Raw genomic sequence first — 16,137 nt, forward strand, 5'->3', positions numbered from 1 at the left:
ATCACCTCAATTCAAACATTGTTGCGCCAATTCGCACAGAAGTGCGTGGTTGCAAAACGACTGGCTCATTAACTCTATTATGGCCAATCATAGTTCCATTAGTACTGCCCAAATCTTCGAGTACCCAAGATTTTACAGATTGGTTAAAATAAACGCGAGCATGATGAGACGATACAAATTCGTCATTTAAAACTACAGTATTGTTTGCCGATCTTCCAAGAGTTACACCAGATGGTTCAAGAGGGAAGGATGAACCAGCCAAAGGACCATCAATAATAACAAGTAAAGTAGGATTTTCTGAAAGTTTATTAGATTCTTCATTCCTAGAAACTATATTATTTTGATTATTTTCACTACTTGAATTACTTGGCTTACGACGATACTTATTCTTAAAAGAACGAGACTTTTTAGGACTAAAAATCTCAATATCTCTACGAAGAGAACGAACAGCAAACCACACGAATACCCACAAAAGTACTAAGAAACTGTACTTAAGTATAGCAAAAGTTAACTCGGTTAATATCATGCGCGTACTCGTATCTCTTTATGTATTCGTCTATTACTCCTGATCCTGCGATGAAGCCCAATAGAAAATACGAGTACGTCCGATAGTTATAGTATTTCCATCTAAAAGTGTTGCTGCTGGAGTTTGATGTCCTTCAACATAAGTTCCATTAGTAGAACCAAGATCTCTAGCAATAACACCATCAGGCGTAATATCTATTCCAAGATGACGACGAGAAATACCAGGATCGTCAATAACAATATCGCAGCCAGATCCTCTGCCTAATATCGTGCGATCTTTTGTTAACAAATATCTATTTCCATTAATTTCAAGCATTGGATGATTTTCTGACTGCTCTTGAGTTGTTACAGGAACAGCATTTCCTGGAACAGAGTCAGAAATCAAATTGAAATTACCTTTAGCAAGATCTGTGTCTTCTTCAAAAATAACTGCAACAGGTCCAACAAATGCATAATGCTGGCTTTTTGCATATTGTGTAAGATTATCTGCAAGCTCGTTAGCTAACGCTTCACTACCAAGCTGATCAAAATCTGGCGTACTCAGTTTAAAGTGATATTCATTCGGAGCAACTGTACGATCGCGATCAATTGGCATAGATTGATTATCAATCTCTCGCTCTAATGCACTGGAAAGATCAACAGGCTGCAAGTCTTTAGAGCCGAATTTTGCGAAGACCCCGTTCATTGCACCTTCAACGCTCTTCTCAAGTCGGTCAAGCATGCTCATTGTAAACCCTTTCTATCTTTTCCTCATACTACTCGTCACCTCGTACGGTGTTCAACTTATTACATTCGTATATTAATACTTGTTTAATCAATATTCTTTTATATTACAAAATCATCCATCAAATCATCCATTTAAATGAATTAACACATACACTCATAATACATATTTATCATATATATTTCTAAGTGTAATCTTTAACTATGAATCAAAAAAATCAATTTTATGACTTTTGGCAAAAAATAGTAAACAATAAGAAGTCTTCTATTGTTTTACTTCTTGCCATTCTAATCCCTTGCATTGGTAAAGGGCTGCTTGTTATGAGTGAGGAAAGATCTTTAGAAACAGGCATCGTTGCATTTTTCCATAATTATTCCCCATCTTTCATAATGTCTATTTCAAAGATTCTTGCAATAATTTTTTCTACAAAATGTTGCATAGTCATACTTCTTGTTTTATCTATTATTTCTTACTTTATTAAAAGAAATTGGCGTATAACTCTTACACAACTTGTTATTTCTCTTTTGCCTATGGTTTATATTTTTGCAATTAAATTCATAGTTCATAGACCTAGGCCTTTTATTGGAGTAAAGGTTAAACTTCCACCAGATCCAAGTTTCCCAAGTGGTCATACTGCAGCAGCTGTTGCGATTTGCGCTATGATTCTTATGATTCTTTATGTATCTAATAAATCATTGTTAAAACTTGGCTTGATAATAAGCATTGTTGTTGTTGTAATAGTGGCTCTTTCTAGGCTTGTTGTTGCAGCTCACTTCCCTACTGACGTTATAACTTCTGCAATAATGTATCCAATATTAGTTATGTATAATCTTGATTTCTTTAAAAACAGTAGTTTTATTAATAGAAAAATATTAAAAAGATAAAGGTAAATAAACAATGTTTAATGGTTTTAAAAAATTTATTTCTCGTGGCAGCGTTATCGACATGGCAGTCGGTGTTGTTATGGGCGGTGCTGTTACAGCAGTTGTTAATTCAATAGTTAAAAATATTATTAATCCTCTTATAGCAATAATTTGTGGAAAACCAGATTTAGATGGTGTTCTAACAATAACAATAAATGGTGCAACTATTTCGTTTGGTGCTGTTATTGGATCTGTATTAAATTTCCTTATTATTGCTGTAGCTGTTTACTTTTTCATTGTTTTGCCTATTAACAAATTGAGAGAAATGGGTGTTAATTTCTTAAATATTGAAAAAGAAAAAACAGATGAAGAAAAACGCAAAGAACGTGAAGAAAAAATGATTAAAGTATTGGAAGATATTAGAGATTCTGTTTCTAAGTAAAAATGCTTTGATTTTAATTTAAAAATTCCCCTGCTAGTCTAAATAAGATTAGCGGGGGAATTTTTGATTATTTTATTTTAAATCACTTATTTTAATCATCGCCAAGCGTTAGATGGATTCCACCAACTAATGAACCAACAACGTTATATAGCAAAGCACCAATTGCAGAAAGTAGTGTTAAAATAACTATTTCCACAACAGAAAGAATTGTTACAGCACTTAAAATTGTTGGAAGAGAGAATACGTCAGCAAGATTAAAACCGTTGCTATCCAAACCTGTTGATGAAACAATCTGAGTTACTTGATCAAAGACACCAACCATGTTTAGAAATAGCCAAACTAATCCTGCTGCAATTACTTGAATTATTCCTCCAGCTACGCTAAGAAGAAAAGTAACTTTTGCAACAGACCACGCATCTACCCTAACTAAGGAAAGACTCATTCTTCTAGCACGCGGCTGACTAGTTTTTCTCTTGGCATAACCATTAGATTCAAAACTAGCTGTTCCACCAATTGTTCTTGGAGAATTAGTGTTAGATTCGCCATTAACTTTGCTATTGGATGTTTCAAAATCCTCACTCATCTAAGTTCCTTCTGCTAGTATTTTCTTCTACTTCTTCATTCTTATTTTCACTTTCATCATCTCTTTCCTCATTACGAGCTATAGAGATGATTTCGTCACCCTTATCTGGCTTAGCTAAAGTCACGCCTTGAGTTGTTCTACCAGTACGCTTAACCTCGTTAACATCAGAGCGAATTACCTTACCAGACTTCATAATTGCCATTACTTGATCTGTTTCCTCAACAATCAAGGCACCAACCAAAGACCCGCGACCTTCTGCAAGTTGAACAGCTTTAACACCGTATCCGTTTCTTCCTTGCAAACGATACTCTTCAATAGCAGTTCGCTTAGCAAATCCTTCGTTTGTAACAACGAGAAGATCTTTACTTGTTTCTACAGATACAACATCCATATCAAGTAATTCATCGCCTTCTCTAAATCGCATGCCTTGAACGCCTGCAGTTTGGCGACCCATTGGTCGAAGTTGCTCATCATCTGCCCTAAATTTAAGGCTCATTCCAAGCTTAGAAACAAGAATAATGTCGTCTTCTGGATTGCACAAAGCTGCACCAATCAACTCATCAGCAGGTTCGCCTGTTTCTTCGTTTGTCATTAGTCGAACAGCAATCAAACCACCTTGACGTGGAGAATCATATTCTTGTAAAGCAGTTTTCTTAACTTTTCCAGAACGAGTTGCCAAAACCAAATACTTCGCTACATCATAATTTGGAATTGATAACACTGCTTGAATTGTTTCTCCAGGAGTAAATTGAAGCAAATTAGCAACATGCTGTCCTTTAGAATCTCTTGATCCTTCTGGAAGCTCATATGCTTTAATGCGATAAACGCGTCCGCGATTAGTAAAGAACAACAACCAATTGTGTGTAGAAGTTAAGAAGAAGTGATCTACAACATCATCTTCACGAAGCTTTGCACCCTTAATGCCTTTGCCTCCGCGGTGCTGAGCACGATACTCGTCTGCTTTTGTGCGCTTAATATAGCCTGCACGAGTTACTGTAACAACAACGTTTTCTTCTGCAATAAGATCTTCAACATTCATTTCTCCCGAGAATGGAAGAATCTTAGTTCTGCGCTCATCACCATACTTAGCAACAATTTCATCAAGCTCATCGCCAACAATTTTGCGCTGACGCTCTGGGCTTGCAAGAATATCGTTGTAATCTTCAATCTTGCGCATTAATTCTTCATGCTCGTCAAGAATCTTTTGACGTTCCAAAGCTGCAAGTCTACGAAGCTGCATTGCAAGAATAGCATCTGCTTGAACATCATCAACATCAAGCAAATTCATCAAACCAGTACGAGCAGAATCAACATCTTTAGAAGATCTGATTAAAGCCACAACTTCATCGATCATATCCAAAGCTTTCAAATAGCCTTGCAAAATATGATCTCGCTCTTCTGCCTCACGCTTTAAGTAGCGTGTACGCCTATCAATAACTTCAAGCTGATGACTTACCCAATGACGAATAAACGCGTCTAAACTCAAAGTGCGCGGCACACCATCAACCAAAGCAAGCATGTTAGCGCCGAAAGTTTGCTGAAGCTGCGAATGCTTATACAAGTTGTTCAAAACAACTTTTGGAACAGCATCTCTTTTAAGAACAAGCACTAAACGCTGACCAGTACGGCCAGACGTTTCATCGCGCATATCTGCAATGCCTTGAATCTTTCCATCTCGCACAGCTTCCCTAATAGAAGCAGCTAAGCGATCAGGATTAACTTGGTATGGAAGCTCGGTAACAACCAAGCACATACGTCCCTTAATTTCCTCGGTATTAACTACTGCTCGCATTGTAATTAATCCGCGGCCTGTACGGTAAGCTTGCTCGATTCCCTTGTGACCTAAGATCGTTGCTCCAGTAGGAAAATCAGGTCCTTTAATTCTCTGAATTAAAGCTTCAAGAAGCTCAGAATTACTAGCATCTGGGTGGTCCAAAGCCCAATGTACACCATCGGCAACCTCACGCATATTATGAGGTGGAATATTTGTTGCCATACCAACAGCAATACCAGCAGAACCATTAACTAAAAGATTCGGGAAACGAGCTGGCAAAACTGTTGGTTCTTGAGTTTTACCATCGTAGTTTGGTAAGAAATCAACAGTATCTTTGTCAATATCTCGAACCATTTCCATAGCAAGAGGCGCCATACGGCATTCCGTATAACGCATTGCTGCTGCAGGATCATCACCTGGGGAACCAAAGTTTCCTTGACCATCAACAAGCATGTATCTCATTGACCAAGACTGAGCCATACGAACCAAAGTGTCATAGATAGCAGAATCACCATGAGGGTGATACTTACCCATAACGTCGCCAACAACGCGAGAGCACTTGTTGTACCCTCTATCTGGCCTATAGCCGCCATCATACATAGCGTAAATAACACGACGATGCACTGGTTTTAAGCCATCTCGAACATCTGGTAAAGCGCGCTCAACAATAACAGAAAGTGCATAAGCAAGATATGATTCACGCATTTCCTGCTGCAAATCCATGTGCTTTACGCGAGCACCTTTCATTAAGCCATAATCAGTATTATCTGATTCTTGCGGACTTTGTGGTTCCATAGACCCATCAGGCAACTGATCTCTATATTCACCATCATTAGCGGCGTTTATTTCGTCTACCACTGCTATTCCTTCTTATTTATATTTTAAAGTTTATTTTGCTTTATTTTTACGTTGATTTATTAACTATTTTTAAGCATCAATAAATCTTGCATCATGAGCATTACGTTGAATAAAGAGCCTACGAGGTTCCACTTCGTCTCCCATAAGCATTGAGAATGTCTCATCAGCTCGAGCAGCATCTTCAATATGAATTTGCTTTAAGATTCTGTGTTCAGGGTCCATCGTTGTTTCCCACAGCTCCTGATAGCTCATCTCACCCAAGCCCTTGTATCGCTGAATACCTTCGCCTTTAGGAAGTTGTCTGCCTGCAGCTTTACCTTCTGCAAGAACTCGATCACGCTCAGCATCGGTATAAACAAAGTCATGTGCTCCCTTGCTCCACTTCAAACGGTAAAGAGGCGGCATAGCAACATAAACGTATCCTGCTGTAATCATTGGACGCATATAGCGGAAGAACAGTGTTAAATTCAATGTAGCAATATGAGCGCCGTCAACATCAGCATCAGCCATAATAATGACTTTGTGATATCGAACCTTACTTAAATCGAAGTCTTCACCATAACCGCCTCCAACAGCAGTTATTAAGGATTCAATAGTTTCCGACTTCATCATTCGATCAATTGAAGCGCGCTCAGTATTCAAAATCTTACCGCGCAAAGGCAAAATCGCTTGAGTAATAGGATCTCGTCCTTGAATTGCGGAGCCACCTGCGGAATCACCCTCCACTATAAACAGCTCGCATTCTTCTGGGTTATTAGACTGGCAATCCTTCAATTTATCTGGCATTCCAGCTGTTTCAAAGATTGACTTTCTACGAGTATTTTCGCGAGCTTTCTTAGCTGCAATACGCGCACGAGAAGCTTCAATTGCTTTTTGAATAATGTTCTTTGCTTCACTTGGATGAGCGTCAAACCAATCTCCAAGCTTTTCAGTCATTACTCGCTGAACAAAGGTTTTAGCCTCTGAATTACCAAGCTTGGTTTTAGTCTGACCTTCAAACTGTGGAGTTGTAAGCTTTACTGAAACAACCGCTGTTAATCCTTCGCGAACGTCATCACCAGAAAGATTAGTATCTTTTTCCTTTAAGATATTCTTTTCTCGAGCATAACGATTTACAAGAGATGTAAGCGCTGCACGGAAGCCTTCTTCGTGAGTACCACCTTCTGTAGTAGAAATTGTGTTTGCAAAAGTGTGAACCGCTTCCGAATAGGCAACAGTCCATTGCATAGCAATTTCTGCAGAAATACCAATCTCAAGGTCTTCAGCCTCAAAATCAATAACATCTGGCTCTACTGGAACAGCTTTTCGAGATTTAACCAAGTAGTCAACGTAATCTTTAATTCCGTGATCATACTTGTAGCTAACGCTTTGATGCTTCTCTTCGCTATCTGATTCATTTTCTCCTGTGACTTCGTCACCTGCTTCATCAGGTTTACGCAAATCAGTCAAAGAGATCTTCAATCCCTTGTTTAAGAAAGCCATCTGCTGGAATCTAGATCTTAATGTTTCAAAATCGTATGTAGTTGTTTCAAAAATAGCACCATCTGGCCAGAATGTTACGGATGTACCAGTAGATTCACCTTCTTCCATTGGCTTTCCTTTTTCCAATGGTGCTGTAGGATGCTGATCTACATAAGTTTGAGTCCAGTGGAATCCTTGACGACGAACTTCAATTTCTACGCGTGTAGAAAGTGCGTTAACAACAGAAATACCAACGCCATGCAAACCACCAGAAACGGCGTATCCGCCGCCTCCAAACTTTCCACCAGCATGAAGCTTAGTCATAACTGTTTCAACACCAGAAACGCCTTCTCCTGGTACTTCGTCAACTGGAATTCCTCTACCGTCATCCACAACTTTTATTGCATTGTCTGGCAATATTGTCACTTCAATGTGAGAAGCATAACCAGCCAAAGCCTCATCAACCGAATTATCTACAATCTCGTATACAAGGTGGTGTAAGCCTCTTGGACCAGTTGAACCAATGTACATACCTGGTCTGATTCGAACTGCTTCTAATCCTTCGAGAACGCGAAGATCGCTAGCATCATAATGTTCAGGAGAAAGTGAATCATCAAGCTGAGCGTCATCGAGTTTATGTTCTTCAACAGAATTTTCCATTGAATTATCTTCAGTGTTTAACACTTTAGATCCCTTCCCGCATTACCTCATGCCATGAGGCATTTACGAGGTCGATACACGCTAGAAAGCACAAAAAAGGGGTTTCTAGCGATTTAACTACATTACATGACATTCTACACACACATAATGACCGCTCTTTAGTAAGAGGCTTTATTAATGATTCTTAATAATAAACCTATTATTATTTGATTTTTTACTTAAATCAAATGATGTTGGACCTACTATTTTGACTTCTTTAATATTAATATTTTTTGAATATTCAAATATTTTTTTCTCAAGCATAGGCTTGCAATAGCTAAGTTGTGTATACCAAACGTTTGATTTTGTTCTAACTATTAAAATACCGTCTTTTATTTGATCTATATAACAATTTAAAGATGCACTTTTGCCAACTATTTTCCACCAATCTTCTCGCATTCTTGCTATAGCAAGCGGCTCATTCCAATGTTTTTGATTAGCAAAATTACCTAGCAACGAATACAGATTTTGTGGGTCCCTACCAGGTTTTCCAAAACTTTCCCAAGCTTTATAAGCATTTTGCTCGTTTATTGTTTTCTTTTCTCCCCTTTTTTCTATAGGAGAAAAAACAATCTCAGGAAGCTTTCTAGTGTCTAATTTTAATAATTTATTTACGGGAATTTTCATTATTTTCCCCTTAACTATTAGAATTATTTTCGATATTATTTTTTCGATTATTAATAATATCTTTTAATAGATCTTTGTGATTAGAGTCAAGATTATTATTAAAGAAATCTTCATCTTTATTATTATTTTTTTCTACTATTTTAGATATATCAATAAATGATTCTTCTGAAAGATTCTCATCTTTTGGTATATCACTTAAGGATGCAACTGTAATAAAAACTTGTTCTTGTTCTTTTGCAAACTCTAAAATCTGTTTTCTTCTAGATTCATCTAATTGTGAAAAAACATCATCCAAAATAACTATTGGTTTTTGATTAGTTTTTTCTTCTAAAGTCTTGAATAAAGCCATTTTTAAAGCTAATGCTAAAGTCCACGATTCACCATTAGAAGCAAATTCTTTTGCAGGATGATTATTTATTAATATTGTAAAATCATCTCTATGAGGACCTATTAGGTTGTAGCCTCTAGCAACTTCCCCAGCATAAATTCGTTGAAAATGCTCGCTTATAGCCTTTTGTGGAAAATAATCTTCTTTTGATTCAACTTCTAACTCTTCAAAAGACGGATTATATTGTATCGAAGCAAAATTAGAAGATTTAGAAAGTTTATCCACTATTTTAGGAAAAATTTCATTTAACAAATTTATTATTTTTTTTCGATTTTTTGTAAGAATTATTCCTGACTCAATAAATTTACCAGTCCATATTTCCAAATCAGATATAGGATTATATCCATTTGTTGAACTAGCTAAATTGTTATTAGATATACTTTTAAGAAGATACGACCGCTGTTTTGCAATGTGATTATATTCTTGTAGAACTTGTAAATAATTTGGTATTAATAACGCTCCAGCTTGATCTATAAAAGTCCTACGAATATTAGGATCTGAAAAAATCAAATTTTGATCTCTTGGAGTGAAAGAAATGGATTTAACTAATCCAACTATGTCCTTCATATATAATGATTTTCCACTATTAATTCTTGCTCTGTTAGCTCCTTTTGAATTAATCGTAAGCTCATATGTAGTTTCATCTAAATCATTATTATCAAAATATTTAGCATTAAGTCGTATAGTAGCACAACTGTTATTGCACTCTATCAGTGGCATCAAAGATGATATTCTATGACTTGTTCCAGTAGAAATAACTTCTATAGCTTCAACAATATTGGTTTTGCCTAAGCCATTTGAGCCAAATAGAACATTAATTTTTGGAGAAAAGTCTAATACACAATTACTCCAAGAACGAAAATGATCTAGTACAAGTCTTGAAACATACATTTATTTATCTTTAAGGATGCATTGGAACAACAAGATATCTGTAATTCATAGACTCATCGCCATCAGCTTCCTGCTGACCATTAAATTCAACAGGCTTAACTGCAGATGTGATTTTTGCATGAACAAATGGCTCACTTATAGCGCTCAAACCTTCAATTAAATAATTAGGATTAAAAGCAACTATAATATCTTGACCGTCCATGTCTACATCGATAAGTTCTTTTGCTTGAGATTCTGAATCATTTCCAGCACTTAAAGTTAACTCATCTCCAGAGAAAGACATGTAAATAGGAGCATCTTTTTCTGCAACAAGTGCAACTCGCTTAATAGCATTAATAAGCATTGTTCGATTAATAATTGCATGAATAGGATATTCATCAACAAAAAGTCGATCTACAGAAGGAAATTCTCCATCAATTAGTTGAGAAGTACTTACTCTACCAGAATTTTCAAAACCAAGAATAGATGGTTCTTTATCGTTTAGATTTACAATAACATTTTGATGTTCATCTATTGAGCGAGAAATATCTCTAAGAATGCTTCCTTTGATTAGAGTAGAAGTATTTATGTCAGAATGTTCTGGTGTCCACTTAAAAGTTGATCTTGCAAGGCGATATCTATCTGTAGCAGTGAAAGTAACAGAATCATCTTCAAAATGAGCATGAATTCCAGTCAAAACAGGTCTATCTTCTTCTCTTGAAACAGCCACAGAAGCTTGTACTACTGCCTGAACAAAAGTAGGAGCATCTACCTGACCAAGTTTTTCAGGAATTTGTGGTAAATCAGGATATTCTCCTTCAGGCATTAGTTGAAGTGTAAAAGTTGATTTTCCAGAAGAAATAGTAAGAGTAGTTTCATTAGAGGATAAATAGGTTTTTTCTGATGGCAAAGATTTAGTTATATCTGCCATCAATTTACCTAATACGAGTACACTACCCTGCTCATCTATTCCAGCTTCAACATGATGCCTGCTAGATAGTTGATAGTTAAAAGCAGAAAGTTGCAGAATTCCATCTTTTGCTTCTAGTTTTAATCCTGCAAGAATAGGATTAGCTGGTCTAGAATCTATGACTCTAGTTGTCCAAGCTACTGCATCAGCAAAAGAAGCGGAATTAACTTCAACTTTCATTTTTCCTCATTTCTGTTTAAATCTGTGTTTTATTCTATATCATGCTGCCAATTAAAAAATCATATTTTATGAAAGTTAGTTGAGTAAGTAATTAAGTATGAATATTAGATAAAAATAAAATAGTAAACGTAATAAAGGTTGTTAACATGTGGATAAAGTTGAAGGACTGCTGATTTAAAGCCGTTATCCACATTCCAAAAATGTTGATAACATAAATAGAAGTATGTGCATAAATGCTGGAGTTATCCACAGAATTTTCTAATTTTTGATTTATTAACATTTTTATTGCAGTTAAAAACAATTTACTCACTTTTTAAACGGCGTTTTCCACCAGCTATCCGCAGCTTTTACCCACATTTGTTACTAACTATGTGGATAACTTTATTTATTTTAATAAACAAATTATGAATAAAATTGTGTAAAAATCTATTTTTTAGAAGGATTTTGTTTCAAACGAACAGTCAATTCCATTACATAGTTATAAATTTCTTGCTTTTCCTGCATTTCGCCACTAATTCTGGTATAAGCATGCATTACTGTGGTATGATCTCTACCGCCAAAAACTTCTCCAATATCAACCAAGCTCATGCTAGTCATTTCTCTAGCTAAATACATTGCAATTTGACGAGCTAAAGCAACATTTTTAGTTCTTGATCTTCCAACCATCTCATCAAAAGTCATATGGAAATATTGAGCAACCTGACCAATGATATCTGTTGGTCTAACTTCAATATCGGATGCAAAAAAGTCTTGTAAGGCTTGCTCAGCTAAAGCCTTACTAACTGGTTGGTTACTAAGAGAAGCAACAGCCGTAACGCGAGTTAAAGCACCTTCAAGTTCGCGAATATTTTCAGTAAAACGTTCCGCAATAAGATCCAAAACATCACTAGGAACATTGGACCCATTCATAGAAGCCATCATTCTTAAAATAGCAATACGAGTTTCTAAATCAGGAGGTTTAATATCTACTGTTAAACCAGATTCAAACCTAGAGATAAGCCTAGATTCAAATCCCCTAAGATTTTTAGGAGCAACATCAGAAGCTATTACTATTCTTTTATTAGCCTGATATAAAGCGTTAAAAGTGTGGAAGAATTGTTCAAGAGTTGCTTCTTTACCACCTAAAAATTGAATATCATCAATTAGTAGAACGTCAACTTCGCGGTATTTTCTATTAAAGTTAGCAATCTGACCTTGATTTTGACTTGTATTTTGTAAAGCCTCAATAAATTCATTAGTAAACTCTTCGCTTGTAATATATCGAACTTTAAGTGAAGAATCTTTAACAAGGGCATAATTTCCAATTGCATTAAGCAAATGGGTTTTACCAAGACCAGATCCACCGTAAATACACAAAGGATTAAAATCACGTCCTGATCCTTCTGCAACTGCTAATGCTACTGTGCGAGCAAAACGATTGGAATCGCCAGGAACAAATGTGTCAAAAGTGGCATAAGTATTCAAATGAGTTGTTGGATCTCTATTAACTGATGCAGGTATATTTGTCTGCTTTTGATTAATAGATTGCACATTGAGATTTGTATTTTGCATGGTTTTCAAACCAGTTGCGTAATCAAAATCTTTCTGCACAGGAATTGAATCATAAGAATCGTCCAAAAAAGATTCAACTTTTTTAGAATCAGAAGAATCATTAGAATCTGACGAATCAGAATTATTATTTGTAGTATTATCTAGCGATTGAGAAGTTTTTGAAGTATTACTTACATTTTGTAAAGTATTGTTATTTTCTTTTTCACTATTTTGGATAATTTTAAATGCTGGAAACATGTCTTTTCCAGTACAAATTTTCAAAGAAGTTAGCAAAGCAGAACTAAGCTCGTTTTGCAGAGCTTGCTGAGTTTCAATATTAGAAACGCATAAAACAATTGTTGTTCCAAAAATAGCTTCAGGTTTTACACTCTCAAACCAACTTTTATCCCGATTGCTTAGAAGTGCATTATGGCGCAACACGGCGAGAGTATTAGACCATACTATGGCAGCTTGAGCACTAGGATCCTCAAAGGCTTCAGACATGTTACACCCCCAATCAAAAGTAATTTTCTTTTCGCATTAGCAACTCAGTGTATTTTTTAATACACGTTTATGTGTGAAAAGAGTGCTAGTAGAATATGTTTACTCCGACCCTAAGAAGTTATCCACAGCCTAGCGTGTTGAAAATACTTGTATGTTAATAACATGTGTGTAATTTGTGGATAATGTAAAACTTAGTAATCCACATTTTCCAACGATTTTAAGACGAATTATTTACGTTTTTTAATAGATTTATAAAGTTATTTAGAGAATAAGAATTATTCTAAAAGACTTATTTAAAACACGATAATTAATAAAATTTTAGCTCTTGGTGAGGGGTGATAGTAATTTGGTATAGCTTGACTCATACGGAGCCATGCTTTTGCATGGCTAAATACAGGAGCGTTAGTTATGAAGAGGACATTCCAGCCTAACAACCGTCGTCGTCACATGAAGCACGGCTTCCGCGTTCGCATGCGTACGCGTGCTGGTCGCGCAGTGATTAACCGTCGTCGTGCCAAGGGCCGCAAGACACTTTCTGCCTGAGCTGGGACGCGTCGTAAAGCATGGATAGGCTGAAAAGCCATCGCGATTTTGTTGCGGTGCTCAAAAAACGACGCAAAGTGTGTTCACGGGATATCGTTGCGCATTATGATATGCGTGGATGCGTGACCGTGTTAGACGCGCTTAACGAAGACAGGAAAGTAAGTCCAGATGATATTGCCACGGGTTTTGAAAACACTCCCGCGGCATTTTGTGATACCTTAAAGCAACCTCAAAAAAATGATGTTGCTTTAAGGTTGGGTCTTGCTGTATCTAAATCAGTTGGAAAAGCTGTTATTCGAAATAAGGTAAAACGACGTTTTAGGGTAATAGCAAAAGAGCACGAGTCGTTGCTTCCATATGGTTGCGATGTAGTATTGCGTGCAAAACCTACTGCTGCACAATCTTCGTTTGATTCGTTGAATGAGCAAATCAAAAAGATTTTCGGCAAAATAGCCAAAAATCTTCAAGATCAAAATCAATTCATGCAAACTATGTGCCTAAAAACTAGCGAAGATAGTGATAGTAAAGCAGGCTCGCAGGATCAGTGATAAGTCATGAGCGGTAGAAATAGTGTTGTAGCGAATTTGATTATAAAAGCGATTCGCTGGTACCAACGAGTGATTTCTGCCAAAAGACCTGCTTGCTGTCGTTATTATCCAACGTGCTCAAGATACGCTATAGAAGCCGTTAGCCGCTATGGGGCGTTTAAGGGTGGTATTCTAGCCGTTTTACGTCTGTTGCGCTGTAGACCATGGACTAGCTGCAGTATTGACGACGTACCACGAAAATATTCAATTTTTTATCGTTGCGCATGGTCTAAAGCGCATGAAGAGCCACGGTTAACTCCCTTGGCTGAAGAAGACAAGGATAACTAATGTTTAATCAAGATCATTTCTTACTTGATAACGGAATTTGGGGATGGTTTTATAAAATCCTTACGCCAGTTGAATGGCTGATGACTCAAGTAATGTCACTTTTTCACAAGTTATTCGTTCTTATTGGGATGAATGAAATTGGGTTCTCTTGGGTTCTTTCAATAGTCTTTCTTGTGCTTGTTGTGCATGCGTGCATATTTCCTGCCTTTATAAAAAGCATTAAAGGTATGCGCAATATGCAAGCAATCGCTCCTAAAATGAAGAAAATTCAGCAAAAGTATAAGGGTAAAAACGATCCTGCTAGCAAAGAAGCCATGCAGCGAGAAATGATGAAGCTGTATCAAGAAAACAACGCAAATCCTGCAGGAAGCTGCCTGCCAATGATGATTCAAGGTCCAGCGTTTATGAGTATTTGGTACACGCTTTCCGTTATACCATTTATTGCTAGAGGCAAGCATGCTCCTCTTGGCGCTTTTGATATTGCTACAGCACAGCAATTTGTTAAAACTCATGTGTTTGGCGTTGGTGTTTCCGACACGTTTATGACGGTTCAAGCGGGCGGAAAAGTTGTTATTGTAATCTTTGTTATATTGATGTGTGCTGCAATGTGGTACATGCAATTTAACAATATTCGTAAGAATCTTCCGCCAGAATCGAAGCAGGGTCCCCAGTATACTATGCAAAAACTTATGATGTGGGGATTCCCATTAATCTACGTTTTCTCTGCATTTGCTCTTCCATTTGCAATGCTTGTTTATTGGCTTGTAAACAACATTATGAATATGCTTCGCTCTATTTGGCAGGTGTACGCCTTCCCAACTCCTGGCTCTCCTGCAGCTGAGGAAAAAGAAAAGCGAGATTATAAGAATGAATCCGAACGCCGTAAACGTGAAGGATTGCCATCTATTGAAGAAGAAAAGCTTCAACAAGCTCGTGAAGAGGCTAAGCGCAGAGAAGCCGAAGGGTTCCAGCGCAAGCAGCCTACACGTAAGCGAAAAAATAAATAGATAAAAATATGTGAATAAGCAAGTATGTAATTTTGGATTTATCTTCAGTTACACTTGTAGACAGAATTGTGATTCTTGACATTTATTGCAATTAAGGAGTATGTAAATGGCGCAAGACGAAACTAGAAGCATTGACCAGCTCAATGAGGAAGCTGATATAGCTGCCGATTACTTAGAAGGACTTCTAGATATTGCTGATTACGAGGGCGATATTGAAATGGGTGTTCGTAACAATAGACCGATGATTCAGATTGTTGCGGATGATGATTCCGATATTAAGCATTTGATTGGTAGGGATGGAGAAGTTGTTGACGCATTGCAGCAGCTTAGCCGATTAGCTATTCAACAAAAAACTGGTGAGAGATCTCATTTAATTGTTGATGTTGATGGATTCCTTAAGCGTAAGCGTCAGCATTTGCGTGATATTGCTTTGGATGCTGTTGATGAGGTTCGTGAGACTGGGGATCCAGTTGAATTGAAGCCGATGAATTCATTTGAGCGTAAAGTCATTCATGACACTGTGCGAGACGAGGGCCTGCGTTCTAGGTCTCATGGAGAAGAACCACATCGTTATGTAACTGTTTATATGCCTGTAAGTGCAGTTGAAGATGAAGATCTTGATGATATAGCTGCTGATGTTGATGAAGAGTATATAGAAGACTGATTTAAGGTTTTGCAATTTTTATGATTGCATGAGGCTGTTGAAACACTATA

The 16,137-nt window shown here is 36.9% G+C and carries 16 protein-coding genes; 7 read left to right on the forward strand and 9 right to left on the reverse strand.

Annotated features, from left to right (window positions below; all coding sequences use genetic code 11):
- Nucleotide 1 precedes the first annotated feature (1 nt).
- Nucleotides 2-526 (reverse strand): FHA domain-containing protein FhaB/FipA, encoded by a 525-nt coding sequence (locus tag ABVC65_RS02005; RefSeq protein ID WP_004114013.1) that lies wholly within the window; start codon nucleotides 524-526, stop codon nucleotides 2-4.
- Between the two features lie 33 nt (nucleotides 527-559).
- Nucleotides 560-1,252: an FhaA domain-containing protein gene (locus ABVC65_RS02010; RefSeq protein WP_004114015.1), complete on the reverse strand. Its 693-nt coding sequence runs from the start codon at nucleotides 1,250-1,252 to the stop codon at nucleotides 560-562.
- Nucleotides 1,253-1,452: 200 nt separating this feature from the next.
- On the opposite strand from ABVC65_RS02010, the gene ABVC65_RS02015 reads away from it, so the two are divergent.
- A complete protein-coding gene (locus tag ABVC65_RS02015) occupies nucleotides 1,453-2,133 on the forward strand; it encodes a phosphatase PAP2 family protein (protein WP_004120184.1) in 681 nt (226 codons plus the stop codon).
- A gap of 13 nt (nucleotides 2,134-2,146) precedes the next feature.
- Nucleotides 2,147-2,554: a large conductance mechanosensitive channel protein MscL gene (gene mscL, locus ABVC65_RS02020; protein WP_004120188.1), complete on the forward strand. Its 408-nt coding sequence runs from the start codon at nucleotides 2,147-2,149 to the stop codon at nucleotides 2,552-2,554.
- Nucleotides 2,555-2,645: 91 nt separating this feature from the next.
- Here mscL and ABVC65_RS02025 read toward each other — a convergent pair whose 3' ends face one another.
- From ABVC65_RS02025 to dnaA, 7 genes are all read right to left on the reverse strand, one after another.
- Entirely contained in the window at nucleotides 2,646-3,137 is a 492-nt protein-coding gene (locus ABVC65_RS02025; protein WP_004120190.1) for a DUF3566 domain-containing protein, read from the reverse strand.
- Nucleotides 3,130-5,769: a DNA gyrase subunit A gene (gene gyrA, locus ABVC65_RS02030; protein ID WP_353582484.1), complete on the reverse strand. Its 2,640-nt coding sequence runs from the start codon at nucleotides 5,767-5,769 to the stop codon at nucleotides 3,130-3,132. Before gyrA ends, ABVC65_RS02025 begins: the two co-directional genes overlap by 8 nt.
- Before the next feature lie 69 nt (nucleotides 5,770-5,838).
- Nucleotides 5,839-7,914, reverse strand: coding sequence for a DNA topoisomerase (ATP-hydrolyzing) subunit B (gene gyrB / locus ABVC65_RS02035; RefSeq protein WP_004120195.1), 2,076 nt, complete (start codon nucleotides 7,912-7,914; stop codon nucleotides 5,839-5,841).
- Between the two features lie 150 nt (nucleotides 7,915-8,064).
- On the reverse strand, nucleotides 8,065-8,556 hold the full coding sequence (locus ABVC65_RS02040; protein WP_353582485.1) for a DUF721 domain-containing protein: 492 nt from the start codon (nucleotides 8,554-8,556) through the stop codon (nucleotides 8,065-8,067).
- 10 nt (nucleotides 8,557-8,566) lie between these two features.
- Complete coding sequence (gene recF / locus ABVC65_RS02045) at nucleotides 8,567-9,835, reverse strand: DNA replication/repair protein RecF (RefSeq protein ID WP_353582486.1); 1,269 nt, start codon at nucleotides 9,833-9,835, stop codon at nucleotides 8,567-8,569.
- Nucleotides 9,836-9,845: 10 nt separating this feature from the next.
- On the reverse strand, nucleotides 9,846-10,964 hold the full coding sequence (dnaN, locus tag ABVC65_RS02050; RefSeq protein ID WP_004574408.1) for a DNA polymerase III subunit beta: 1,119 nt from the start codon (nucleotides 10,962-10,964) through the stop codon (nucleotides 9,846-9,848).
- A gap of 426 nt (nucleotides 10,965-11,390) precedes the next feature.
- The gene (gene dnaA / locus ABVC65_RS02055; RefSeq protein WP_353582487.1) at nucleotides 11,391-12,998 is read right to left on the reverse strand and encodes a chromosomal replication initiator protein DnaA; all 1,608 of its coding nucleotides are present in this window, start codon (nucleotides 12,996-12,998) and stop codon (nucleotides 11,391-11,393) included.
- Nucleotides 12,999-13,406: 408 nt separating this feature from the next.
- Between dnaA and rpmH the strand changes: the two genes are divergently transcribed.
- The 5 genes from rpmH (at nucleotide 13,407) to ABVC65_RS02080 (ending at nucleotide 16,087) form a co-directional block, all read left to right on the forward strand.
- The gene (gene rpmH / locus ABVC65_RS02060) at nucleotides 13,407-13,541 is read left to right on the forward strand and encodes a 50S ribosomal protein L34 (RefSeq protein WP_004114029.1); all 135 of its coding nucleotides are present in this window, start codon (nucleotides 13,407-13,409) and stop codon (nucleotides 13,539-13,541) included.
- A gap of 20 nt (nucleotides 13,542-13,561) precedes the next feature.
- Nucleotides 13,562-14,089 carry a ribonuclease P protein component gene (gene rnpA, locus ABVC65_RS02065; protein ID WP_020761195.1) on the forward strand — a complete coding sequence of 176 codons (528 nt, stop codon included), beginning with the start codon at nucleotides 13,562-13,564 and terminating at the stop codon, nucleotides 14,087-14,089.
- A 6-nt stretch (nucleotides 14,090-14,095) separates the two neighbouring features.
- Entirely contained in the window at nucleotides 14,096-14,416 is a 321-nt protein-coding gene (yidD, locus tag ABVC65_RS02070; RefSeq protein ID WP_080562116.1) for a membrane protein insertion efficiency factor YidD, read from the forward strand.
- A complete protein-coding gene (gene yidC / locus ABVC65_RS02075) occupies nucleotides 14,416-15,423 on the forward strand; it encodes a membrane protein insertase YidC (protein ID WP_353582488.1) in 1,008 nt (335 codons plus the stop codon). The genes yidD and yidC overlap by 1 nt, the downstream gene beginning before the upstream one ends.
- A 106-nt stretch (nucleotides 15,424-15,529) precedes the next feature.
- Nucleotides 15,530-16,087, forward strand: a complete 558-nt coding sequence (locus tag ABVC65_RS02080; protein WP_004574412.1) for a protein jag — start codon at nucleotides 15,530-15,532, stop codon at nucleotides 16,085-16,087.
- Nucleotides 16,088-16,137 lie beyond the last annotated feature (50 nt).

Source organism: Gardnerella vaginalis, assembly GCF_040427915.1.
Classification (GTDB): domain Bacteria; phylum Actinomycetota; class Actinomycetes; order Actinomycetales; family Bifidobacteriaceae; genus Bifidobacterium; species Bifidobacterium vaginale_C.

Bases quoted from the DNA above. Each gene is read 5' to 3' on its own strand.
- ABVC65_RS02005 (WP_004114013.1), bottom strand. From the start codon at position 526: ATGATATTAACCGAGTTAACTTTTGCTATACTTAAGTACAGTTTCTTA.
- ABVC65_RS02010 (WP_004114015.1), bottom strand. From the start codon at position 1,252: ATGAGCATGCTTGACCGACTTGAGAAGAGCGTTGAAGGTGCAATGAAC.
- ABVC65_RS02015 (WP_004120184.1), top strand. From the start codon at position 1,453: ATGAATCAAAAAAATCAATTTTATGACTTTTGGCAAAAAATAGTAAAC.
- mscL (WP_004120188.1), top strand. From the start codon at position 2,147: ATGTTTAATGGTTTTAAAAAATTTATTTCTCGTGGCAGCGTTATCGAC.
- ABVC65_RS02025 (WP_004120190.1), bottom strand. From the start codon at position 3,137: ATGAGTGAGGATTTTGAAACATCCAATAGCAAAGTTAATGGCGAATCT.
- ABVC65_RS02040 (WP_353582485.1), bottom strand. From the start codon at position 8,556: ATGAAAATTCCCGTAAATAAATTATTAAAATTAGACACTAGAAAGCTT.
- recF (WP_353582486.1), bottom strand. From the start codon at position 9,835: ATGTATGTTTCAAGACTTGTACTAGATCATTTTCGTTCTTGGAGTAAT.
- dnaN (WP_004574408.1), bottom strand. From the start codon at position 10,964: ATGAAAGTTGAAGTTAATTCCGCTTCTTTTGCTGATGCAGTAGCTTGG.
- dnaA (WP_353582487.1), bottom strand. From the start codon at position 12,998: ATGTCTGAAGCCTTTGAGGATCCTAGTGCTCAAGCTGCCATAGTATGG.
- rpmH (WP_004114029.1), top strand. From the start codon at position 13,407: ATGAAGAGGACATTCCAGCCTAACAACCGTCGTCGTCACATGAAGCAC.
- rnpA (WP_020761195.1), top strand. From the start codon at position 13,562: ATGGATAGGCTGAAAAGCCATCGCGATTTTGTTGCGGTGCTCAAAAAA.
- yidD (WP_080562116.1), top strand. From the start codon at position 14,096: ATGAGCGGTAGAAATAGTGTTGTAGCGAATTTGATTATAAAAGCGATT.
- yidC (WP_353582488.1), top strand. From the start codon at position 14,416: ATGTTTAATCAAGATCATTTCTTACTTGATAACGGAATTTGGGGATGG.
- ABVC65_RS02080 (WP_004574412.1), top strand. From the start codon at position 15,530: ATGGCGCAAGACGAAACTAGAAGCATTGACCAGCTCAATGAGGAAGCT.